The organism is Microbacterium sp. Mcb102 (assembly GCF_024519805.1).
GTDB lineage: Bacteria > Actinomycetota > Actinomycetes > Actinomycetales > Microbacteriaceae > Microbacterium.
Genome location: NZ_JALJRG010000008.1, coordinates 1 through 22,618, shown reverse-complemented (window position 1 = coordinate 22,618; position 22,618 = coordinate 1). Strand labels below are relative to the sequence as shown.

Genomic DNA, 22,618 nt, shown 5'->3' with positions numbered 1-22,618 from the left:
TCAGTGCACCTTGAAGTGGTCGAAGGGTTCGAGGCAGGCGCGGCATTCGAACAGCGCCTTGCACGAGGTGGAGCCGAAGTGCGAGACCTCGCGGGTGTCGAGGGAACCGCACCGCGGGCAGCGCACGCTCAGCGCGAGCCGGATCGGACCGGTCGACACCGCGGCGCGGCCGGACGGCGGGGCGATGCCGTAGGCGGCGAGCTTGGCCTTGCCGGCATCCGACATCCAGTCCGTCGTCCAGGCGGGCGAGAGGACGAGCCGCACATCGACCTCGTCGAACCCGGCGGCGGTGAGCGCGAGGATGACGTCGTCGCGGATCGTGTCCATCGCCGGGCAGCCGCTGTAGGTCGGGGTGATGTCGACCCGCACGCGATCACCGTCGGCCTCGACCGCGCGGAGCACACCGAGGTCCTCGATCGTGAGGACGGGCACCTCGGGGTCGGGGACCGCCGCGGCGATGCGCCAGGCATCCTGGGTGGGGGCCCGCGTCACCATGACGCCCCCGGATGCCGTCGTGCGAGCACCTGCATCTCGGCGAGGATGTGGCCGAGGGGTGTCGCGTGGGTGCCCTGCCGTCCGCCGGCGGAGGATGCCGCGATTGCGGGCACCGACAACTCCGCCTCGGCGAAGACCGTGTCGACCACGCCGTCGAATCCGGCGCGGAGGCTCGACGGGCGCACCGCGGCATCACCGAGACGCTCGATCAGGTCGTCGTCGCGGAACAGCTCATCGACATACGGCCAGACGTCTCCGATCGCGCGGACGATCCGGGCGCGGGACTCCTCGGTGCCTCCGGCGAGGCGCAGCATCCACTGCACCGCGTGGTCCCGGTGGTAGTCGACCTCTTTGAGGGACTTCTCCGCGATCGCCGCGAACGTCTCGTCGCTGCTCGCCCGGAGGGCCGAGTACAGCTCGAACATGTAGGTGGCCACCACGAACTGCCGGGCGATCGTCTGGGCGAAGTCGCCGTTGGGCTGCTGCACGATCCAGGTGCAGCGGAACTCGGGCTCGTCGCGGAAGAAGGCCAGGTCGTCTTCGCTGCGCCCGTCGTACGACCCCGCGTAGTGCAGGAAGGAGCGCGCGTGCCCGAGCAGGTCGAGGGCGATGTTCCCGAGGGCGACGTCTTCTTCGAGCTCGGGGGCCCGCGAGATCCAGGCGCCCAATTGCTGGGAGAGGATGAGCGCGTCGTCACCGAGGCGCAGCGCGTACTCCGCGATGTCGGCCGATGCCGCGACCGCGCCGGTGCCCGAGAGCTCCTGCGAGAGGCGGAGCTCATCGACCGAGACGTCACCGTGGACGTCGCCGTGGATGTCGATGTCCTCGTGCGCGGTGTTCGGGTGTGCGGTGCTCACAGGTGCGGCACCCCCTCGGAGGCCGTGTAGTACACGGCATGGCGGTAGTTCTTGCCGGCGGGACTCTCGAAGTAGGCGCCCTTGGCATCCGGATCGCTCGTCGTGATCGCCTCGGCCGGTGCGACCCAGATCGACACGCCCTCACCGCGGCGGGTGTAGAGGTCGCGGGCGTTGCGGATCGCCATCTCGGCGTCCGGCGCATGCAGCGAGCCGACGTGCACGTGGCTCAGCCCGCGGTTCGCGCGGACGAAGACCTCCCACAGTGGCCAGGGTTCGCGTTCGTCGGCGCCCGGAGTCGCCATCACGCCACCGCCTTCTTCTTCAGGGACTGCTTGCGGGCGTACTCGGCCGCGGCCTCGCGCACCCAGGCGCCGTCTTCGTGAGCCGTGCGACGGCGCTCAAGCCGCTCGGCGTTGCAGGGACCGTTGCCGCGGAGCACTTCGAAGAACTCGTCCCAGTCGATCTCGCCGATCACGTACTGCCCGGTCTCGTCGTCGAGGCGCAGCTCGGGGTCGGGCAGCGTGACGCCGAGGATCTCAGCCTGCGGCACGAGCATCCCCACGAAGCGCTGACGCAGCTCGTCGTTCGTGAAGCGCTTGATCTTCCACTTCATCGACTGGGCGGAGTTCGGGGACTGGTCATCGGGCGGCCCGAACATGGCGAGGCTCGGCCAGTACCAGCGGTTCACGGCATCCTGCGCCATCTCGCGCTGCTCGTCGGTGCCGCGCATGAGTGAGAGCAGGATCTCGAAGCCCTGGCGCTGGTGGAATGACTCCTCCTTGCACACCCGCACCATCGCGCGTCCGTAGGGGCCGTACGACGCGCGGCACAGCGGCACCTGATTGCAGATCGCGGCGCCGTCGACGAGCCATCCGATCGCGCCCATGTCGGCCCAGGTGGGCGTGGGGTAGTTGAATATCGAGGAGTACTTGGCCTTGCCGCTGATGAGCTGGTCCATCATCTCGTCGCGGGTGGTGCCGAGGGTCTGCGCGGCGGAGTAGAGGTAGAGCCCGTGACCCGCTTCGTCCTGCACCTTGGCCATCAGGATCGCCTTGCGCTTGAGGCTCGGGGCGCGCGTGATCCAGTTGCCCTCCGGCTGCATGCCGATGATCTCGGAGTGCGCGTGCTGGGAGATCTGGCGCACCAGGGTCTTGCGGTACGCATCGGGCATCCAGTCGCGCGGCTCGATGCGCTGCTCGTTCGCGATGAGCTCGTCGAAGAGACGTTCCTCATCGGAGATCTCGCCCACGAGGGACAGGTCTGCGGGACTGGTCATCATCGACTCCTCGGCATCAGGCCATCTTTACTGACCGATCGTTAGGTAATTCTGACACAGCGGATGGCCGGTTTCAAGACGGCCCTGAGTGCGGCTCAGTGTGAGCGGGAGATCAACGCCAGCAGCGCGCGCCCATATGCTTCGGACGGATCCGGATGCTCGAAGACCGAAGTGGCGTCCGCGATCTCGATCTCGACCCGGAAGGTGTCCTCGACGCGCGACAGCGAGCGGAACGTGCCGCGCAGCAGCTCGCGCAGCTGATCCTCCCGCGGCAGCCACACCGCGTCGGCGAGCGTCACCGCGTCGAGCGCCCACTCGGTCGTGCCGTTGAAGGCGAGGTCGGTGCCGCTCGGGGTCTGTCTGGCCTCGATCGTCATCTCGCTGACCGTGAAGATCTCGGCCTCGGCCTCGAGCTCGACCTCATCGGGGAGATCGAGCTGGAAACGGTCGCCCTCCGCCGGGTGCCAGACGAGTCCGGCCTCTCGAAGGGTGACGGCGAGCTCGCGAGTGATCATCCCTTCACGCTAGACGACGGAGGATCGCCCGGGATGCGAGCGGGCTGGGGATGAGGGGCCGGTCGTGTCGGCGGGGTGAGGCAGAGTGGAGGCATGACCTCCCTCGCTCCTGCCGACACCCGGGGCGCCGCGCTCGCCGCTCTGCGCGAGCTCGTCGGCCGACCGGGCGCCGACTTCCACGACGGCCAGTACGAGGCGATCGAGGCGCTGGTCGAAGGGCGCCGGCGTGCGCTCGTGGTGCAGCGCACGGGATGGGGCAAGTCCGCGGTGTACTTCGTCGCGACGCTGCTGCTGCGACGTCAGGGCGCGGGACCGACCGTGCTCGTCTCGCCGTTGCTGGCGCTCATGCGCGACCAGATCGCCGCCGCCGAGCGGGCGGGAGTGCGTGCGGTCGCGATCAACTCGACCAACGCGCATGAGTGGTCCGACGTGCTCGCGCAGCTCGATCGCGACGAGGTCGACGTGCTGCTGGTGTCTCCCGAGCGGCTCAACAACCCTGCCTTCCGCGAGCAGCAGCTGCCGGCGCTCGTGCGTCGCATCGGCATGCTCGTGGTCGACGAGGCGCACTGCATCAGCGACTGGGGCCACGACTTCCGCCCCGACTACCGGCGGCTGCGTGATCTGATCGCGCAGATGCCGGCGGACGTGCCGGTGCTCGCGACCACCGCGACCGCGAACAGCCGGGTCGTGGCCGATGTCGCCGAGCAGCTGGGCAGCCTCCAGGCGGGCGAGGGTGACGCGGCGCCCGTGCTCACGATCCGCGGGCCGCTCGCGCGGACCTCGCTGCGTCTCGGCGTGCTGCGGCTGCGCGACTCGGCGAGCCGCCTGGCCTGGCTGTTGAGTCACCTCGACGACCTGCCGGGGTCCGGCATCATCTACACGCTGACCGTCGCCGCGGCGGTCGACACGGCCCGGCTGCTGCGTGATCACGGGCACGACGTCCGCGCGTACACCGGGCAGACCGACACCGACGAGCGCGCGGAGTCCGAGGGGATGCTCAAGCGCAACGAGGTCAAGGCGCTGGTCGCGACCAGCGCCTTGGGCATGGGGTTCGACAAGCCCGATCTGGGTTTCGTCCTGCACCTCGGTGCCCCATCCTCGCCTGTGGCCTATTACCAGCAGGTCGGCCGTGCCGGTCGAGCGAGCGAGAGCGCCGACGTGCTGCTGCTCCCCGGCGTCGAGGACCGCGACATCTGGCACTACTTCGCCACCGCGTCGATGCCCGACCGGGAGCGGGCGGAGCGGGTGATCGGCGCGCTCGGCGATGCGCCGATCTCGACGCCGGCACTCGAGGCGATGGTCGACATCCGGCGGACGCCGCTCGAGCTGCTGCTCAAGGTGCTCGACGTCGACGGTGCGGTGCGACGCGTACAGGGCGGCTGGGTCGCGACGGGCGAGCCCTGGACGTACGACGCCGAGCGCTACGAGCGCATCGCCGCCGAGCGCCTCGCCGAGCAGCAGCACATGATCGAGTACGAGCAGACCGACGGATGCCGCATGGAGTTCCTGCAGCGCTCGCTCGATGATGACACGGCCGCTCCCTGCGGACGGTGCGACAACTGCGCGGGCGGATGGTTCCCCCGCGAGATCGGGGAGTCGGCGACCACCCAGGCCGCGGAGTCGCTCGACCGGGTCGGTGTCCCGATCGAACCGCGTCGTGCTTGGCCCACCGGTGCCGATCGGTTGGAGGTGCCGGTCAAGGGCCGCATCCCCGCCGACGAGCAGGCGGGCGAGGGGAGGGCGCTGGCCCGACTCACGGATCTCGGGTGGGGAGGGGCGCTGCGCGAGCTCTTCGCCGCGGGGGCGACGGATACCCCGGTGACGCCGCAGCTGCTGCAAGCCTGCATCCGGGTGCTCGCCGGGTGGGGCTGGGACGAGCGGCCGGTGGCCGTGGTCGCCCTGCCGTCGCGGTCGCATCCGCTACTCGTCGACTCGCTCGCGCGCGGCGTCGCCGACGTCGGACGACTGCCCTATCTGGGGGCGCTCGAACCGGTCGGCGGCGGCCCGACCGGCCAGCCGGGCGGGAACAGCGTGTTCCGCCTCGGCGGCCTCTGGGACCGGTTCAGTGCCGAGCACCTCGACGTGCCCGCAGGACCGGTGCTTCTCGTGGACGACCTGGTCGACAGTCGGTGGACGATGACGGTGGCCGCCCGGGTGCTGCGGCAGGCCGGTGCGACGCAGGTGCTGCCGTTCGCGCTGGCATTGCGCGGCTGAGTCAGGGCCGGACCGGCGATCGGCGTCAGTCGTCGGCGGGCGCGATGCGGGGCGGCCACGAGGTCGCTCCGAGTTCCCGCGAGATGTTCCTGGCGGTCTCGCGCAACGCGTTCATGATGGCGTCGGAGGCCGGCGTCTGCGAGGTCGGCAACACGACCGCGACGGCCGCGACGATGTCGTTCGAGGCGTCGGCGACGGGTGCGGCGAGCGAGGACTCGCCCAGCACGGCCTCGTCGAACTCGCCGGCGGTGCCGCGCTCCGCGATCGCAGGGAGCTCCAGGGTGAGGCGGGCGACGTCGGTGATCGTGTCACCCGTGAGGCTGCGCAGCGGCTGCTCGAAGACGCTCTGCTGGAAGCCCTGGTCGTAGGCGAGCAGCACCTTGCCCATCGCGGACGCGTGCGCGGGGATGGCGACGCCGGTCTCCAGCATCTGCTGGCTGTCGTCGGGACGAAGGTTGTGGTGGATGACGAGCACGTCGGTGAAGTGGGGGGCGCCGAGCCGCACGGAGAGGTCGGTGCGACGAGCGAGCTCCTGCGTCCAGCGCATGGCCCGCGCGCGCACGTCGAGGGTGTCGAGGTACACGTTGCTCAGGCGCAGCAGCGTCGGCCCGAGCATGTAGCGCTGGCCACCGCGCTCCTTCGCGACGAGGCCGTGCGATCGCAGCGACTTCACGATCCCGTGCACGGTCGACGGCGGCAGGCTGAGGGCTGCGGCGAGGTCGGTGATGCCGAGGTGGCGTGCTCCCTGGAGCAGTTCGAGGATCTTCGCCGCGCGGTCGATGGCCTGGATCACGGGGGAGCCTCCTTCCGGTGCGTCGTCGAGCCGGTGCGTGTGCCGTGTCGGTCTTCAAGATGATCTTGACAACCCGGCAGGCTCCGAGCATATTCGACATTAACGAATTGCTTTCGGATTGCGCGAAAGAAATCCCGAGGATCAAAGGAGATCGAACGATGAAGAAGCTCATCAACGCCCCCGAGGACGTTCTCGTCGAATCGCTGAAGGGGGTCGCGCTCGCTCACCCCGAGCTCTCGGTCGACCTGGAGAACCACGTCATCACGCGGGCGACGCCCAAGGCGCAGGGCAAGGTCGCCATCGTGTCCGGTGGCGGTTCGGGCCACGAGCCCCTGCACGGCGGCTTCGTCGGCACCGGGATGTTGGATGCCGCCGTGGCCGGCGAGGTCTTCACCTCCCCGACGCCGGACCGTGTCCAGGTCGCCACCAAGGCCGTCGACCGCGGGGCCGGCGTGCTCCACATCGTGAAGAACTACACCGGCGACGTGCTGAACTTCGAGATGGCCGCCGAGCTCGCCTCCATGGAGGGGATCGAGGTGGGCAGCATCACGGTAGACGATGACGTCGCCGTGCAGGATTCCCTGTACACGGCAGGTCGCCGCGGCGTGGGTCTGACTGTGCTGCTCGAGAAGATCGTCGGTGCCGCCGCGGAAGAGGGTCGCGACCTCGCCGCTGTCGTGGAACTCGCCAAGAAGGTCAACGGCCAGGGCCGCTCGATGGGCATGGCGCTCACCAGCTGCACGGTTCCCGCCGCGGGCAAGCCCACCTTCGACCTCCCCGACGACCAGATGGAGATCGGCATCGGCATCCACGGTGAGCCCGGTCGTCATCGCGAACCGCTCGCTCCGGCATCCGACATCGCCCGGCAGCTGGTGGAGCCGATCCTCGCCGACATCGATGCCGCGGGCCCCGCGATCGTGATGCTCAACGGCATGGGCGCGACACCGCTGATCGAGCTGTACCTGATGTACGCCGAGGTCGCGGCGATCCTCGAGAAGTCCGGGGTGCAGATCGCGCGGAACCTGGTCGGCAACTACATCACCTCGCTCGACATGGCGGGCTGCTCGGTCACGGTGCTCAAGGCGGATGACGAGCTGCTGCGCCTGTGGGACGCCCCGGTGAACACCCCCGGCCTGCGGTGGGGTGCGTGATGGCGGCTGTCGACACCGCTGTGCTCGCCGACTGGGTCTCCCGTTTCGGCGCGGCTGTCACGGAGAAGCGCGACTGGCTCACCGAACTCGACTCGGCGATCGGCGACGCCGACCACGGCGCGAACATGGCCCGCGGGATGAGCGCGGTGAGCGAGAAGCTCGGGGCGAGCACTCCGGCCACGGTCGATGAGCTGCTGAAAACCGTGGGCATGACGCTGGTGAGCTCCGTGGGCGGGGCGAGCGGACCGCTCTACGGCACGTTCTTCCTGCGGATGGGGATGACGGCCGGTGCCGTGTCGGAGCTCGACGGGCCGGCGCTCGCCGCCGCCCTGCGCGCAGGACTCGACGGCATCGTGGCGCGAGGGAAGGCCGAGGCGGGCGACAAGACGATGTTCGACGCGATGGCTCCGGCCGTCGATGCACTCGACACCGCGCTCGCCGGAGGTGCGTCTGTCGTCGATGCCGCGAGGACCGCAGCGGATGCGGCCGCGGCCGGCCGCGACGCCACGCTCCCGCTCGTCGCCCGAAAGGGCAGGGCCAGCTATCTCGGCGAACGCAGCGCCGGGCACCTCGATCCGGGAGCCGCATCGACGGCGATCCTGTTCGACACGCTCGCCGCAGCGGTGGAGGGCAGCGCCGGATGATCGGCATCGTCGCCGTCTCCCACAGTGCACGGCTCGGGGAGGCGGCCCTGGAGCTTGCCCTGCAGATGGTGCAGGGCGGCGGGGTGCGCGTGCAGGTCGCCGCCGGCGCGGGAGTGGACGGCGACGGCACGCCGATCCTCGGGACGGATGCAGTGGCGGTGGCCGCCGCGATCGACGAGCTCGCGGCGGACTGCGACGGCGTCCTGGTCCTCATGGATCTCGGATCGGCCGTGCTGAGTGCCGAGCTCGCACTCGAGCTGCGTGCGAGTGACGTGCCCGTGCGCCTCGTGCCGGCTCCGTTCGTGGAGGGGCTGCTCGCCGCGGTCGTCTCCGCCGCGGCGGGGGGCGGGCTGGACGCGGTCGCGGCGGAAGCGACCGCCGCACTCGGCGCGAAGACCGGGCAACTCGGGGTGCCTGACGACGCGGCGCCGTCGCCCGACGCCGAGCCCACATCCGGTGTCGCAGAGGATGGGGGGCCGACCGGCGAGGAGATCGTCCGACGGGTGCGGGTGCGCAATCCGCTGGGCATCCATGCGCGCCCCGCCGCGCTGATCGCCGAAGCCTCGGCGGGGGCCGATGTGCGGCTGCGTCGTCTACCCGACGGTCCCGACGCGCCGGCCGCGAGCCTCTCTCGACTGCTGATACTCGGGGCTCGGCAGGGCGACGAACTGGAGCTGGTCGCGCGCGGCCCGGAAGCCGACGCGGTGCTGGAGAAGCTGTCCGCGCTGTTCGACGACGGCTTCGGCGAGGGGACGGACGAAGCAGCACCGACGGCGGCTGCGGCGGCCTCGGGATCCACCGCCCCGCTCTCCGACGCCCCGGCGCCCGTCATCGCGTCCGGCGCGGTGTTGCGGGGCCGCGGTGTCAGTCCCGGTCGCGTGGCCGCACCGCTCGTGCACCTCGCGCCGGCGGTCGGCGAACCGGAGGCGGGCGAGGTCGTCGCTTCGGCCGACCGCGACGCCGAGGTCTCGGCGATCGAGTGGGCCGCCGTGGCCGTGGCGGATCAGCTGCGCGCACGGACGTCTCAGGCGACGGGGGAGACCAGGGCGATCCTCGATGCGTCGCGCCTGCTGGCCTCCGACCCCGAGCTGGTCTCGGAGGCGACGGCGCTCGTCCGGTCGAAGGGCCGCAGTGCGGCGCGCGCGATCTGGGAGACCGCAGCGGCGCACGAGAAGGGTGTCGCCGCGCTGGGAGGCCGGATGGCGGAGCGTGTCGCCGACATCCGCGACGTGCGGGACCGGATCATCGCCGAGATCCTCCAGGTCGACATGCCCGGGGTGCCCGAGCGAGATGAACCGTTCGTGCTCGTCGCGACCGACCTCGCGCCCGCCGACACCGCGGCCCTCGCCGGAGGGCACTGCGTCGCGCTCGTCACCGAGCAGGGCGGGCCGACTTCGCACACCGCGATCATCGCGCGATCGCTCGGTCTTCCCGCCGTCGTCGGCGTCACCGGCGCGGTCGGCATCCCGGTCGGCTCGATGCTCCTCGTCGACGGCGGGCGCGGCACGGTCGAGGTCGATCCGCCCGCCTCCCGCGTCGCCGAAGCAGAGGCCGCCGCGACCGCCGTGGAGTTCGACGGATCCGGGCGTCTCGCCGACGGGCACCGCGTGGCCCTGCTGGCGAATGTGGGCGGTGCTCCGGATGCCGTGAACGCCGCGGCGGCACGGGCGGAGGGCGTCGGCCTGTTCCGCACCGAGTTCTGCTTCCTCGACCGGACCGAAGCGCCGACGGTCGAGGAGCAGACCGCCGCCTACCGCGGTGTCCTGGCCGCATTCCCCGATCGCAAGGTCGTCGTGCGCACGCTGGACGCGGGGAGCGACAAGCCCCTCCCGTTCGCGAACTCCGACGAGGAGGACAATCCGGCGCTCGGCGTGCGGGGACTCCGGATCGCGCGCCGCCGGCCGCAGCTGCTCGCGGACCAGCTGCGCGCGCTCGCGCTCGCCACGGCCGAGGAGTCGGCCGAGGTCGAGGTGATGGCCCCGATGGTGGCCACCGTCGAAGAGGCCAGGGAGTTCGCCGATCTCGCGCGTGCGGCGGGTATCGACCGCGTGGGCATCATGATCGAGACGCCGTCGGCGGCGCTGCTCGCCGCCGAGCTGTTCGAGGTGGTCGACTTCGTCAGCCTCGGAACCAACGACCTCGCGCAGTACACGCTCGCCGCCGACCGGTTGCTCAGTGACCTGGGCGATCTGAACGATCCGTGGCAGCCCGCGGTGCTGCGCCTGATCGGCATGGTCGGAGCGGCGGGGCATGCGGCCGGGAAACCGGTCGGCGTCTGCGGCGAGGCAGGTGGGGACCCGACCCTCGCTCCGGTGCTCGTGGGACTGGGAGCGACCTCGCTCTCGATGACCCCGCGGTCGCTCGGACGAGTCGCGGAGGCGCTCCGCGATGTGACTGAGGAGGAGTGCCGTCGCGCCGCCGAGGCCGTGCTCGAGGCCGCCACCGCGGACGAGGCCAGGGCCGTGGGCGCCGCCGCTCTGCAGCGTGCCGACGCTCGGTGATCGCGTCGCATATGCGTGTTCCGGCATGTGCAGAATCTCATTCTGATCTCGGCATGGAGCGAGCGCCTCAGATGCCCGGGGGGAGGCTCTAGGCTCGGCTGCACGGGGGTGCGCCGATGCCGGCGCCGAGTGTGGATCGGAGTGGGACATGTCGCAGTCGAGGAGGTTCGGGCGGGGCCTGATCGGTGTGGTCGCGTTCGGGGCATTGGTGGCTCTTTCCGGGTGCGTTCCGACTCCGCAGTCCACGCCCACACCCGAGCCCACGGCCGCGCCGGAATCCCCGGCTCCCGATCCGTATGCCGGACCCATCGCCTTCGTTGGCGACGAGCTGGATTGGTTCCTGCTGAGCGCCGAGGAGATCTCCGGTCTGCTTCCCGATGTGGGTGACGTCAGCCCGGCGGTGTCGTCCCTGATCCAGGTGTCCGACGGGGGCGGTAACGAGCCGGAGCCCGCGATCTGCAGCGCGATCTACGCCGAAGCGTCGCTGGGCTCGATCGGCGCACGCTCCGTCACGTGGACGAGCACGGTTTCCGAAGGGCGAGACGGCTGGCTCCACGTGCTGCAGTTCGCCGATGAAGCGGCTGCCACGGCGCGCATGGACCAATATGCCCAGGCCGCGGAACAATGCGGAGCCTTCGAGTACGGCGGGGCGCCTTCTTCCTTCGCATCGTCGACGGCCGAGGGCGAGGGTGGGGTGCGTGCCATCGCCGGCTCCCTGGTGCTCACCTATCCCGAGGGCGGTGGCTACAGCCTCTACAAGAGTTACTCCGCGGTCGGAAACGTGATCGTCGAGATGTGGCAGGCCTTCACGGGCGAACCCGCGTTCGACACGGATGCCGCCGTAGCGCTGCTGCGCGATCGGGCGAGTGAGGCGAGGGCGAAGCTGATCGACGAGTTGACGGCGAACCCGCCGGTTCCGGCGGACGTCCCTGCAGCCGACCCCGCGGCGCCGTGGAGCGAGTGGGAGATCACGACGGCGGGGGTCGGCCCGGTGCGGCTGGGCGTCGAACTCGATGAGGCCATCGCCGCGGTGCCCGGAGCCCGCGTCGAAGAACCCGAGCGGGCGGGTGGGACGACGCGATTGATCTCGCCCGATGAATCGGCCTCGCTGGTGCTCTGGACGCAGGACGAGTCGACCGTCGTCGCCGGGGTCTCCGTCGGCATCGCGAACGTCGCTGGTGACCGGACCCACGATGGCGCGTCGCTTCCGTCCGCCGGCGGTGTGCGAATCGGAGATCCGGTCAGCGCCGCGGCAGCGGCCTTCCCCGAGGGGACGGCACTGCGCATCGTCTCGTCGGGCGAGTACTTCTACGAGTGGTCCAGCCGCGAGGGGGTCGTCATGCGATTCCGCCTCGATCGTGACTCGACGGCAGACGCCGCCGCGGTGATCACCGGCATCACAGTCGACGATGCCACGCTCGGGAAGGCGCCGGTCTTCGGCTGAGCCGCGCGCAGGTTGCCGGCCCCGTACAGCCCTTCTTTACCGACCGAGCGGTCAGTTAGTATGGGCCGCGCGGATGCTGTCGCTGCGGCGTCCGCGCGACGAGGAGGTCGACGATGACGGATGCGACGCCCCAGGCCGCGGACGCCGTGCGCCCGAACCGGGCCATGATGGAGCGCGACCGCGCCTCCGCCTCGCTGGGCCTCGTCGTGGAACGCGACGATCCCGGACACGCCGTGGTCTCGATGCGCGTGCGCGACGACATGACCAACGGGTTCCACATCACCCATGGCGGCTTCGTCTTCGCCCTGGCCGACACGGCCTTCGCGATCGCCTGCAACGAGGACGATCGGGTCACGGTGGCCGCGGGCGCCGACATCTCCTTCCTGAAATCCACCGTCGCCGGACAGACGCTGACCGCGACGGCCGTGCGGCGCACCCGCAGCGGCCGCTCCGGCATCTACGACGTGACGGTCGTCGACGAACTCGGCGATCCGGTCGCGGAGTTCCGTGGTCGCTCGCGCACCACCGACCAGACCTACTGACCCGTGCTGCCGCTCCCGGCCGACAGCGCGATCCGATGCGAGACTGTGGGGATGTCCGAGATGCAGAGCACGCGACGAGGCCGCCCCGGGTACGACCAGCAGGGCATCCTCGCGGTCGCCGTCGCCGCATTCAACGAGCACGGGTACGACGCGACCTCGATCGGCATGCTGGCCGAGCGGCTCGGCCTGTCGAAGTCGGCGATCTACCATCACTTCGGATCGAAGGACGAGATGCTCGACCTCGCCCTCGACGCCGCGCTCGGGGGGCTCGAGGCCGTGGTGGACGACCCGCTCCCGGCCACCGTCGATCGTGACGATTCCCGCGCGGTCGCCCGCCTCGAGCACGTCCTCCGGGGTGCCGTCCACGTGCTGGTGGACCAGCTCCCCGCAGTGACGCTCCTGCTGCGAGTGCGCGGCAACACCGATGTCGAGCGCCGTGCGCTCACTCGACGTCGCGCGTTCGACCGCCGGATCACCGCGCTCGTCTCGGAAGCACAGGCCGAAGGTACGCTGCGCGCCGACATCGACGCCAGCGTCGTGGCCCGCCTGGCGTTCGGAATGATCAACTCGATCGTGGAGTGGTACCGACCGGGCGGACGCGAGGGCGCGGATCGGCTCGCCGACGACGTCGTCGCCATCGCCCTCGACGGTTTGCGCCGACGATCCGACGATCCCGCGAGCGCCCCGGTCTCCTGACCGGCGCGCCCGCCGGGGATCAAGCGGCTGCGGCCTGCTCCTTCGCGACGAGGGTGAGCACGTCGTACGTGGCGACGATCTCGTCGCTCTGGTTCTTCAGCACCGCGTCCCAGCGCACCTCGCCGTACTCGTCGGTCTCGCGGGGAGTGATCTGCTTGGCGGTGAGCTCGACGCGGATCTCGTCGCCGGGGGAGACCGGGGTCAGGAAGCGCAGGTTCTCCAAGCCCGAGTTCGCGAGGACGGGACCGGGCGCCGGGTCGACGAAGAGGCCGGCAGCCCACGACACGAGCAGGTAGCCGTGGGCGACGCGACCGGGGAAGAACGGGTTCGCCGCCGCGGAGGCCTCGTCCATGTGCGCATAGAAGGTGTCGCGGGTGAACGCCGCGAACGTCTCGATGTCCTCGAGCGTCACCGTGCGCGAGCCGCTCGCGACCTGATCGCCGATCCGCAGCTCGGCCAGCGACTTACGGAAGGGGTGCACGCCGCCGCTCTCCTGGTACGGACGCGCCACCGTGCCCTGATGCCAGACCCCGGTGAGGGCGGTCAGCATCGCGGGGGAGCCCTGCACCGCGGTGCGCTGCATGTGGTGCAGCACCGCGCGGATGCCGCCGAGCTCCTCGCCACCGCCGGCGCGGCCGGGGCCGCCGTGCACGAGGTTCGGCAGCGGCGAGCCGTGACCCGTCGAGCTGCGGGCGTCGTCGCGATCGAGGAACAGCACTCGTCCGTTGTACGCGGCCATGCCGGTGGCGAGCGCGACGGCGACCTCGGGGTCGTGCGTGGCGACACTGGTGACCAGCGAGCCGCCGCCGCGCGCGACCAGGGCGCTCGCCTCGTCGAGGGTGCGATAGCCGACGATGCTCGAGACCGGGCCGAACGCCTCGATCTCGTTGACCGCCGCGCTCTCCGGGTCGGAGAAACGCAGCAGCATCGGCGCGAGGAAGGCGCCATCCGGAGCGGGCCCCTCCGTTCCGTCGCCGTGCCGCACGTCCGGAGCGTCGGTCGAGCCGATGACCAGCTCGCCGCCGCCGTCCTGCAGCCGTGCCACCTGGCGCAGCACCTCGTCACGCTGCGCGGTCGAGGCCAGCGGCCCCATCGTGACGCCCTCCGCCCGAGGGTTGCCGAGCACGATGCGTTCGGACAGTCGTGCCCGCACCGCGCCGATCACGTCGTCGACGGCACCGACCGGCACGATCGCGCGTCGGATCGCCGTGCACTTCTGCCCGGCCTTGCTGGTCATCTCCGCCACGAGCTGCTTCACATACGCGTCGAACTCGGGCGTGCCAGAGACGGCATCCGTCCCCAGGATCGATGCGTTGATGGAGTCGGTCTCGCTCGTGAAGCGCACGCCGCCGGTCTGCACCGCATCGTGGGCGCGCAGCCCTTCCGCGGTCGACGCCGATCCGGTGAAGGCCACCAGATCGCCCAGTCGCAGTTCGTCGAAGAGACCGGGGACACTGCCCGAGACGAGCTGCAGTGAGCCCTCGGGTAGCAGGCCGGACTCGACCATGATCCGCACCATCGCCTCGGCCAGGTACCCGGTCGGCGTCGCGGGCTTCACGACGGTCGGCACACCCGCCAGGAAAGCGGGCGCGAACTTCTCCAGCGAGCCCCAGACCGGGAAGTTGAAGGCGTTGATCTGCACCGCGACGCCGGGGAGTCGGGTGTAGATGTGGCGCCCGAGGAAGGAGCCGTCCCTGGACAGGTTCTCCACCGCGCCGTCGACGTAGACCTTCGCATTCGGCAGTTCCCGCCGGCCCTTGCTGGAGTATGCGAACAGCACCCCGATGCCGCCGTCGATGTCGACCCACGAGTCCTGCGCGGTCGCGCCCGTGCGGCTCGAGATCTCGTACAGCTCCGCCTTTCGTTCGGTGAGCGCGAGCGCGAGCTGCTTGAGCCGAACGGCGCGCTGGTGGAAGGTCAGCTCACCGAGCGCAGCCTGCCCCGCGGTGCGGGCGTAGGCGAGAGCCGCTGAGAGGTCGATGCCCTCGGTCGACACGCGGGCGACGATCTCGCCCGTCGAGGCGTCGCGCACCTCGGTCGCCTCGGCGTCGGCAGCCGGCGACCACCAGGATCCCTGCAGGTAGCTGGGGAGGATCTCGGTCATGTCAGTTCCCTTCATGAGGCGTCCCATTCGTAGAAGCCGCGTCCGCTCTTTCGTCCGAGGTGGCCCTCGGCGACGAGGCGGCGCAGCAGAGCCGGCGGTTCGAAGCGTTCGCCGAGGTTCGCGGCGAGGTATTCGGAGATGCCGAGCCGCACGTCGAGCCCGACGATGTCGGTGAGGCGGAGCGGCCCGACCGGATGCTTGTAGCCCAAGGTCATCGCGGCGTCGATGTCTTCGGCGGAGGCGACGCCCTCTTCGAGCATGCGGATCGCCTCCAGGCCGATCGCGACGCCGAGTCTCGACGACGCGAACCCGGGGGCATCGGCCACAATGATCGGCGTCTTGCCGAGGGCGTGCACCCAGGCCCTCGCATCGTCGACGAGCGGGGGAGCGGTGGCCGCGCCGCGCACGATCTCGACGAGGGTGGACGCGGGCACCGGGTTGAAGAAGTGCATGCCGAGAAAGCGCGACGGGCGATCCAACACTGCGGCGAGCTCATCGATCGAGATCGACGAGGTGTTCGAGGCGAGGACGGCGTCGGGCCCGAGCTGGGCTTCGACGCGGGTGAGGGCGTCGACCTTGAGGGCCAGAACCTCGGGCACGGCCTCCACGACGAGGTCGCACGGCGCGAACAGCGCGACATCCGTGCTCGCGTCGAAGCGTGCACGGTAGGCCTCTCGTGGTTCCGCTGCGGCGCCGCGGGTGATCGAGGCGTCGACGGACTCGAGCACGCGGTGTGCGGCCGCTTCGGCAGCATCCGCATCGCGTTCGACGACGGTCACGCGCGACCCGGCCAGGAGGAACGCGTGAGCGATGCCGGCGCCCATGCGCCCGCCGCCGAGCACCCCGACGTGCGCGGGAGCGTGGGGCGTGGCCTCGGTCATCGGTCTCTCCGTTCCAGGAAGTCGGTCATGCGTCGGAACTTCTCCGGGCTCTCGAAGAGCTCGGCCTGGGCTTCCAGGTCGGCGGCGGGGTGGCGGTCGCGGGGCTCGCGGAACACCCGTTTCGTCGCGATGGTGGCGGCCGGGTCGTTGCGGGCGATCCGGTCGGCGATCGCCTCGGCCGCAGCCAGCAGTTCCTCGGGGTCGTGGATCGCCGAGACGAGGCCGATGCGCAGCGCCTCCTCGGCCTTCACCGTGCGCCCGGTGAGCAGCAGCTCGATCGCCCTGGCGTCGCCGACGATCTCCTTCAGCCGCCAGCTTGCGCCGGCCGCGGCGAGGATGCCGAGGCCCGTCTCCGGGTTGCCGATCGCGAGCGAGGGGGTGGCGATGCGGATGTCTGCAGCGTAGGCGAGTTCGGCGCCACCACCCAGGGCGTAGCCGTCGATCGCCGCGATGACGGGCATCGGCAGCTCGGCGATCCGCACGAAGGCGTGCGCGTTGATGCCGCGCAGTGCGTCGGCGGCTCGACGTTCGCGCAGCTCGGCGATGTCGGCGCCCGCAGCGAACACGCCATCGGCGCCGAGGAGGATCAGCGTGCGCGGGGTCTTCTCGAGCTCCGCGCAGAGCGCGTGCAGGGCGTCGATCGTGGCCTGGTCGATCGCGTTGCGCTTGTGCGGACGGTTGAGCGTCGCGACCACACGGTCGGGATGCCGCTCGACGAGCAAGGGCTCTTCGGGATTCGCCGAGGCGGGCATCACACCTTCTCCAGGATCACGGCGGCGCCCTGGCCGACGCCCACGCACATCGTCGCGAGCCCGTATTGGGAACCCTCGCGTTCCATGCGCCCGAGCAGTGTGACCAGCAGGCGGGAGCCGGACGAGCCGAGCGGGTGACCGAGGGCGATCGCCCCGCCGTCGGCGTTGACGCGCTCGTCGTCGAGGCCGAGACGGCGGATGCACGCGATCGACTGCGTGGCGAAGGCCTCGTTGAGCTCGACGGAGCCGATGTCGTCGATGGTGAGTCCGGCGCGGCGGAGCGCCTTCTGGGTCGCAGGCACCGGGCCGAGGCCCATGACCTCCGGCGCGAGACCGACGCTGGTGCCGACGACGATCCGGGCGCGTGGGACGAGGCCATGGCGCTCGACCGCTTCGCCGCTCGCGACGACGATCGCCGAGGCGCCGTCGTTGAGGGCGCTGGAGTTCCCGGCCGTTACGACCTGGCCGCCGGCGACCACGGGGCGCAGTCGGGCGAGCGCCTCGAGCGTGGTCTCGGGTCGGGGGCCCTCATCGACCCGCACCTCTCCGGTCGCGGTCGGGACTCCGACGATCTCGGGGGCGAAGCGTCCGGCGGCGACGGCGGCGGCGGCGCGCTGCTGCGAGCGGAGGGCGAAGGCGTCGGCTTCCTCGCGGGTGATCCCGTCGATCCGGGCGACCTCCTCTGCGGTCTCCGGCATGGTGAAGGTCGCCTTGTCGCGGGCGACGAGGCGGGGGTTCGGGAAGCGCCAGCCGATCGAGGTGTCGAAGGCCGCGCCCGGTTTGGACCAGGCCTTCTCCGGCTTGGCCTGTACCCAGGGCGCACGGGTCATGGACTCGACGCCGCCGGCGACGATGAGGTCGGCATCGCCCGCGCGGATCGCCTGCGCGGCCATGGTCACGGCCGACATGCCCGAAGCGCAGAGCCGGTTCACCGTGATGCCCGGAACGCTGTCGGGGAGCCCGGCGAGCAGCACCGCCATCCGGGCGACATTGCGGTTGTCCTCGCCGGCCTGGTTCGCCGCCCCCAGGATCACCTCGTCGATGTCGATCTGCGTCGCATCGATGCCGGCCCGGCGCACCGTTTCGGCCGCCACGATCGAGGCGAGGTCGTCGGGGCGGACGGTGGCGAGCACGCCGCCGTAGCGCCCGACCGGGGTGCGCGCCCCTCCGACGAGGAATGCCTCGGTCATGCGGATCTCCTGACTTCGTCGTCTCGGCGGGGGCTCGTCGCCCTCTCGCGCGGCCAGGAATTACTGACCGATCGTATGGTAATTATGGCACACGCGCCGCGTCGGCCCGAGGGGCTTCGGGCGGTCTCAGACCCGCACGAACGCGCGCAGCGGATGCTCGATGAGCTCGGTGACGCGCCGCAGGAATCCCGCCGCGTACCCGCCGTCGCACACGCGATGGTCGAACGCGAGCGACAGCTGCACGATACGACGCGCGACGATCGCCCCGTCGACGACCCACGGCCGCTCGATGATCCGGCCGATGCCGAGGATGGCGACGTCCGGGTGGTTGATGATCGCCGCCGAGCCGTCGACGCCCAACCCGCCGTAGTTGTTGAGGGTGAAGGTCGAGCCGCGCAGGCGTTCCGGCGGCATCGTGCCTGCTCTGGCCGTGGCGGTGAGCTCGCGCAGTGCCGCATCGAGCTGCTCCACGGTGAGGGCGTGCGCACGGGGGACGACGGGGACCAGGAGTCCGCGTTCGGTGTCCGCCGCGATCCCGAGGTTCACGCCGTCGAACGAGATCAGCTCCTCGCCGCTCTCGTCGAGTCGCGAGGCCAGCACGGGGTAGTCCTCGAGGGCGAGCAGGACGAAGCGCGCGAACAGTGCAGTGACCGAGGGGGCCTTGCCGCCCTCCGGGGCCATCTGCGCGCGGAGGTCCCATAGGGACGTGGCATCGACGTCGACCCAGACGGTGGCCTCGGGGATCTCGGTGCGACTGCGCGTGAGCTTCGCGCTGACCGCGCGCCGCAGCGGCGACATGCGCTCGCGGGAGACGACGCCGAGCCCGTCGACGGACTCACCCGTCCCGTTCGCGGCGCGGTGATGCGCGGCGGCGCCGTCGACGGCGTTCTCGACCGCGGCCTGCAGCACGTCGGCGCGGGTGATCGCCCCGTCCGGGCCGGTCGCGGCGATCGCGTGCACATCGAGACCGAGGTCGCGGGCGAGGCGACGGACGAGAGGGGAGCGCACGGCCACGGGGCGGCGGGCGGGTGCAGCGAGGGCAGGGGTCGCGTCGGGGGCAGCGACGGCGGCGGCCTTCGGTGCGGATGCAGGTGCGGATGCGGATGCCGATGAGGATGCCGATGAGGGTGCAGCTGCGGGTGCCGGTGCGGTCGGGCGGTCGACTCGGACCGACGCGGCGGCCGGCCGTCGCCGCCCCTTCGTGGTGTGCGCCGTGGTGCCGTAGCCGATCAGCACGTTCCCGGATCCGGCGCGTTCCTCCTCGCGGTACGCCTCATGCTCGGGGGTGCTCGACGCTGCAGACCCGGCAGCATCCGGAGTCGTTCCCTCCGCGGCCGATGCCGATTCCGGGTCGGCGACCTCAAGCACCGGTGCACCGACGTCGATGGTGTCCCCGGCGGTGCCGTGGAGAGCCGTGACGACGCCGGCGAACGGCGACGGCAGCTCCACCACGCTCTTCGCGGTCTCGACCTCGGCGATCGGCTGGTCGGTCGTGATGGTGTCGCCCACCGCGACGAGCCACGTCACGAGTCCCGCCTCGGTCAGGCCCTCGCCGAGGTCCGGCAGGCGGAAGATGTGCGTGGACGGCTTCAGTGGGGCGCTCATACGTCGTCCTCCCAGTGCAGGGTGTCGATCGCATCGAGCACGCGGTCGACATCGGGCAGGTACCAGTGCTCGAGCTTCGGAGGTGCGTAGGGGGTGTCGAACCCCGTGACCCGTCGGACCGGGGCCGCGAGGTACTCGAAGCAGCGCTCGAACACGCGGGCCTGGATCTCCGAGGCGACGCTCACATATCCGGGGGCCTCGGCGATGACCACGGCACGGCCGGTGGACTTCACCGCGGCGGTCACGGTCGCGTCGTCGAAGGGGGAGAGCGAGCGCACGTCGACCACCTGCACGCTGCGCCCCTCGGCGGCGGCGACATCGGCGACCTCGAGTGCGAGCGGCACGGAGGCGCCGTAGGCCAGGAGCGTCACATCCGTGCCCTCGCGGGCGATACGGGCGGTGCCGAGTTCCGTGGTGATCGAGGTGTCGACTTCGCCCTTCGACCAGTACAGCTTCTTCGGCTCGAGGAAGATCACCGGATCCGGCGAGGCGATCGCCGCGCGCAGCAGCGAGTAGGCATCCTGCGGCGTCGAGGGAGTGACGACCGTGAGGCCGGGGGTGTGCGCGTAGTAGGCCTCGGAAGAGTCGCAGTGATGCTCCACGCCGCCGATGCCGCCACCGAACGGGATGCGGATCACCAGCGGCATCCGCATCCCTCCGCGGGTGCGGTTGCCGAGCTTCGCGACATGGCTGACGACCTGCTCGAACGCGGGCAGTGCGAACGCGTCGAACTGCAGCTCCACTACGGGGCGCATCCCGTTCATGGCCATGCCGACCGCGGTGCCGACGATGCCGGACTCGGCCAGGGGGGTGTCGAAGCAGCGCTCCTCGCCGAACCGCGCAGTGAGGCCGTCGGTGATGCGGAAGACGCCGCCGAGCGCCCCGACGTCTTCGCCGAAGACGACCACATCCGGATCGGACTCGATGGCGTCGGCGAGTGCTCTGTTCAACGCGGCGGCCATGGTCATGGTGGTCACGGTGTCCGCCTCCACCTCGGCGCGGGTGTCGTCGTGTGTCATCGTCATCGGTGGCCTCCGTCCGAGGTGGTACCTGCGCCCGCATCGGCGAGGCGAGAGCGTTCGATCTCGTCCCGTAGCAGGTGCCATTGCTCGTCGAGCTGTGGCGAGCGTGTCGTGGTGACGAAGCGGAACAGGTCTTCGGGGTCGAGATCCGCGTCGGTGTTCAGCGCGGTCCGCATGGCCGCGGCGATCTCCTCGGCTCCGGCGGCGAACCGCTCCTCGGCCTCGGCGTCGAGGGCTCCGGTACCCGTGAGATGGGTCCGCAGGCGGAGCAGCGGGTCGCGGGCGGTCCAGGCCTGCACCTCATCGCGTTCCCGGTAGCGGGTGTCGTCGTCGGCGTTGGTGTGCGCCTGCATCCGGTAGGTGTGCGCCTCGATGAGCGAAGGGCCGCCGCCGGTACGGGCGCGATCCACCGCCTCGCCGAGCACGGCGAGCACGGCGGCGACGTCGTTCCCGTCGACACGCTGTCCCGGCATCCCGTAGCCGACCGCCTTGTGGGCGAGGGACGGAGCCGCGGTCTGTCGCGAGAGCGGGACCGAGATCGCGAACCCGTTGTTCTGCACGAAGAAGACGACCGGCACCTGGAAGACGGCGGCGAAGTTCATCGCCTCGTGGAAGTCGCCCTCGCTGGTGGCGCCGTCGCCGCACAGCGCGAGCACGACCGTGTCCTCGCCGCGGTGCTTGGCCGCCTGCGCGAAGCCGACCGCGTGCAGCAGCTGGGTGGCGAGCGGGGTGGCCTGCGGTGCGACCCGGTGGGCGCGCACGTCGTAGCCCGAGTGCCAGTCGCCCTTGAGGAGGACCATCGCGTCGGCGGGTTCGACTCCGCGTGCGATGACGGCGACCGAGTCGCGATAGGTCGGGAACAGCCAGTCCGTTTCGCCGAGAACCATCGCGGCGGCGACCTGGCACGCTTCTTGGCCGTGGGACGACGGGTAGACGGCGAGGCGTCCCTGACGCACGAGCGCGCCGGCCTGGTCGTTGATGCGCCGGCCCTCGACGAGGCCGCGATAGGCGGCCAGCAGGGTGTCGCCGTCGGGGAGCGCGTAGTGCTCGTCCGCGACAGGCTGTCCGTCCGCATCGATCAGTTGCACCGCGGTGTCTCGCGGAAGCATGTCGGTGTGCAGCATGCGCTCGTCCTCCTTGGCGAACTCGGTGGGGACAGCTTGCCTCTGTGGGCGACAGTCATCCAAGATCATCCGCGAAATACTGGATGAAAGAGCGGCAGATGCGGCATTCTTGATCGAAGTGTCAGATTTTCTGGCCTGAGGAAGGGGTGTCATGATCGCGCTGGACGACACGGACCGAGCGATCCTCGAGGAGCTGCGTCGCGACGCGCGCTCGTCGATGACGGCGATCGCGGATGCCGTGCACATCTCGCGCGCCGGTGCGCACGCGAGGATCAAGCGCCTCACGGACGCCGGTGTCATCACGGGATACACGGTCCGCACGGATCCCGTCCTGCTCGGGCACCATGCGAGCGCCTACGTGACCCTTGCCATCGAGCAGGCGACGTGGCAGGCGGTGAGCGACCGGCTGCGCGCGATCCCCGAGATCGAGCACATGGCCCTCGTCGGCGGCGACTTCGACGTGATCCTGTTGGTGCGCGCCAACGACGCCCGCGACCTGCGTCGAATCGTGCTCGAGGACATCCAGGCGATCCCTTCGATCCGCTCGACCCGGACCACGCTGATCTTCGAGGACTACACGCGGGAGTAACGGGGACGCGGGCGCGTTCTGCGGTGCGGGTGGGTTCTGCGGGGCGGGGGCTTCGTGGCGAGTGTGGACAAGTGCCCTGACGTCGTTTCTGTGGAGGGATTGTCGACGTGTCGCGTGTTTCGGAATATTACTCTGAGCTGGGGTTATCGGGGTTCTAATGTCGGTGGCCCCGGGTTGACTGGGGGTATGAACAACCCCGCGGAACTGCTCGGCCAGGTCGTCG

At 70.8% G+C, this 22,618-nt stretch carries 21 protein-coding genes and 1 pseudogene; 9 read left to right on the top strand and 13 right to left on the bottom strand.

Features of this window, described 5'->3' with window-relative positions; genetic code table 11:
* The 5 genes from paaD to OC372_RS17265 form a co-directional block, all read right to left on the bottom strand.
* Positions 1-495 carry a 1,2-phenylacetyl-CoA epoxidase subunit PaaD gene (gene paaD / locus OC372_RS17285; protein WP_262003192.1) on the bottom strand — a complete coding sequence of 165 codons (495 nt, stop codon included), beginning with the start codon at positions 493-495 and terminating at the stop codon, positions 1-3.
* Positions 489-1,352 (bottom strand): 1,2-phenylacetyl-CoA epoxidase subunit PaaC, encoded by an 864-nt coding sequence (gene paaC / locus OC372_RS17280; RefSeq protein ID WP_262003190.1) that lies wholly within the window; start codon positions 1,350-1,352, stop codon positions 489-491. The genes paaD and paaC overlap by 7 nt, the downstream gene beginning before the upstream one ends.
* A complete protein-coding gene (gene paaB / locus OC372_RS17275) occupies positions 1,349-1,654 on the bottom strand; it encodes a 1,2-phenylacetyl-CoA epoxidase subunit PaaB (protein ID WP_029262355.1) in 306 nt (101 codons plus the stop codon). Before paaB ends, paaC begins: the two co-directional genes overlap by 4 nt.
* Positions 1,654-2,628, bottom strand: coding sequence for a 1,2-phenylacetyl-CoA epoxidase subunit PaaA (paaA, locus tag OC372_RS17270; RefSeq protein ID WP_262003187.1), 975 nt, complete (start codon positions 2,626-2,628; stop codon positions 1,654-1,656). The genes paaB and paaA overlap by 1 nt, the downstream gene beginning before the upstream one ends.
* A gap of 95 nt (positions 2,629-2,723) precedes the next feature.
* A complete protein-coding gene (locus OC372_RS17265) occupies positions 2,724-3,143 on the bottom strand; it encodes a hypothetical protein (RefSeq protein WP_029262357.1) in 420 nt (139 codons plus the stop codon).
* A gap of 93 nt (positions 3,144-3,236) precedes the next feature.
* Between OC372_RS17265 and OC372_RS17260 the strand changes: the two genes are divergently transcribed.
* On the top strand, positions 3,237-5,357 hold the full coding sequence (locus tag OC372_RS17260; RefSeq protein ID WP_262003184.1) for a RecQ family ATP-dependent DNA helicase: 2,121 nt from the start codon (positions 3,237-3,239) through the stop codon (positions 5,355-5,357).
* A gap of 25 nt (positions 5,358-5,382) precedes the next feature.
* Here the strand turns inward: OC372_RS17260 and OC372_RS17255 are convergent, their stop codons facing one another.
* Positions 5,383-6,150 carry an IclR family transcriptional regulator gene (locus tag OC372_RS17255; RefSeq protein ID WP_091034617.1) on the bottom strand — a complete coding sequence of 256 codons (768 nt, stop codon included), beginning with the start codon at positions 6,148-6,150 and terminating at the stop codon, positions 5,383-5,385.
* 158 nt (positions 6,151-6,308) lie between these two features.
* Here OC372_RS17255 and dhaK point away from each other — a divergent pair, with 158 nt between their 5' ends.
* The 7 genes and pseudogenes from dhaK to OC372_RS17225 all read left to right on the top strand — a co-directional run bounded on the left by dhaK (position 6,309) and on the right by OC372_RS17225 (position 13,128).
* Positions 6,309-7,301 (top strand): dihydroxyacetone kinase subunit DhaK, encoded by a 993-nt coding sequence (dhaK, locus tag OC372_RS17250; RefSeq protein ID WP_029262361.1) that lies wholly within the window; start codon positions 6,309-6,311, stop codon positions 7,299-7,301.
* Positions 7,301-7,945 carry a dihydroxyacetone kinase subunit DhaL gene (dhaL, locus tag OC372_RS17245; RefSeq protein ID WP_262003181.1) on the top strand — a complete coding sequence of 215 codons (645 nt, stop codon included), beginning with the start codon at positions 7,301-7,303 and terminating at the stop codon, positions 7,943-7,945. The genes dhaK and dhaL overlap by 1 nt, the downstream gene beginning before the upstream one ends.
* Positions 7,942-8,667 (top strand): annotated as a pseudogene (locus tag OC372_RS19390) (HPr family phosphocarrier protein); the annotation flags it as partial. The gene dhaL and the pseudogene OC372_RS19390, both read left to right, overlap by 4 nt.
* 108 nt (positions 8,668-8,775) lie before the next feature.
* A complete protein-coding gene (gene ptsP / locus OC372_RS17240; protein WP_410054877.1) occupies positions 8,776-10,446 on the top strand; it encodes a phosphoenolpyruvate--protein phosphotransferase in 1,671 nt (556 codons plus the stop codon).
* Positions 10,447-10,594: 148 nt separating this feature from the next.
* Positions 10,595-11,890 (top strand): hypothetical protein, encoded by a 1,296-nt coding sequence (locus OC372_RS17235; RefSeq protein WP_262003177.1) that lies wholly within the window; start codon positions 10,595-10,597, stop codon positions 11,888-11,890.
* A 113-nt stretch (positions 11,891-12,003) separates the two neighbouring features.
* On the top strand, positions 12,004-12,432 hold the full coding sequence (gene paaI / locus OC372_RS17230; RefSeq protein ID WP_262003175.1) for a hydroxyphenylacetyl-CoA thioesterase PaaI: 429 nt from the start codon (positions 12,004-12,006) through the stop codon (positions 12,430-12,432).
* Positions 12,433-12,483: 51 nt separating this feature from the next.
* Positions 12,484-13,128: a TetR/AcrR family transcriptional regulator gene (locus tag OC372_RS17225; RefSeq protein WP_029262366.1), complete on the top strand. Its 645-nt coding sequence runs from the start codon at positions 12,484-12,486 to the stop codon at positions 13,126-13,128.
* Between the two features lie 19 nt (positions 13,129-13,147).
* On the opposite strand, the gene paaZ is transcribed toward OC372_RS17225, so the two are convergent.
* From paaZ to pdhA, 7 genes are all read right to left on the bottom strand, one after another.
* Positions 13,148-15,232, bottom strand: a complete 2,085-nt coding sequence (gene paaZ / locus OC372_RS17220) for a phenylacetic acid degradation bifunctional protein PaaZ (protein WP_262003172.1) — start codon at positions 15,230-15,232, stop codon at positions 13,148-13,150.
* 11 nt (positions 15,233-15,243) lie between these two features.
* Positions 15,244-16,113 carry a 3-hydroxyacyl-CoA dehydrogenase family protein gene (locus tag OC372_RS17215; protein ID WP_262003170.1) on the bottom strand — a complete coding sequence of 290 codons (870 nt, stop codon included), beginning with the start codon at positions 16,111-16,113 and terminating at the stop codon, positions 15,244-15,246.
* Positions 16,110-16,865 carry an enoyl-CoA hydratase/isomerase family protein gene (locus tag OC372_RS17210; protein WP_262003168.1) on the bottom strand — a complete coding sequence of 252 codons (756 nt, stop codon included), beginning with the start codon at positions 16,863-16,865 and terminating at the stop codon, positions 16,110-16,112. The genes OC372_RS17215 and OC372_RS17210 overlap by 4 nt, the downstream gene beginning before the upstream one ends.
* On the bottom strand, positions 16,865-18,055 hold the full coding sequence (locus OC372_RS17205; protein WP_262003166.1) for an acetyl-CoA C-acyltransferase: 1,191 nt from the start codon (positions 18,053-18,055) through the stop codon (positions 16,865-16,867). Before OC372_RS17205 ends, OC372_RS17210 begins: the two co-directional genes overlap by 1 nt.
* A 126-nt stretch (positions 18,056-18,181) precedes the next feature.
* Positions 18,182-19,660: a dihydrolipoamide acetyltransferase family protein gene (locus OC372_RS17200; RefSeq protein ID WP_262003163.1), complete on the bottom strand. Its 1,479-nt coding sequence runs from the start codon at positions 19,658-19,660 to the stop codon at positions 18,182-18,184.
* Positions 19,657-20,685, bottom strand: a complete 1,029-nt coding sequence (locus tag OC372_RS17195; protein ID WP_262003161.1) for an alpha-ketoacid dehydrogenase subunit beta — start codon at positions 20,683-20,685, stop codon at positions 19,657-19,659. The genes OC372_RS17200 and OC372_RS17195 overlap by 4 nt, the downstream gene beginning before the upstream one ends.
* Positions 20,682-21,806, bottom strand: a complete 1,125-nt coding sequence (gene pdhA, locus OC372_RS17190; protein ID WP_262003158.1) for a pyruvate dehydrogenase (acetyl-transferring) E1 component subunit alpha — start codon at positions 21,804-21,806, stop codon at positions 20,682-20,684. The genes OC372_RS17195 and pdhA overlap by 4 nt, the downstream gene beginning before the upstream one ends.
* A 151-nt stretch (positions 21,807-21,957) precedes the next feature.
* Here pdhA and OC372_RS17185 point away from each other — a divergent pair, with 151 nt between their 5' ends.
* Positions 21,958-22,395 (top strand): Lrp/AsnC family transcriptional regulator, encoded by a 438-nt coding sequence (locus OC372_RS17185; RefSeq protein WP_029262374.1) that lies wholly within the window; start codon positions 21,958-21,960, stop codon positions 22,393-22,395.
* Positions 22,396-22,618: the final 223 nt, after the last annotated feature.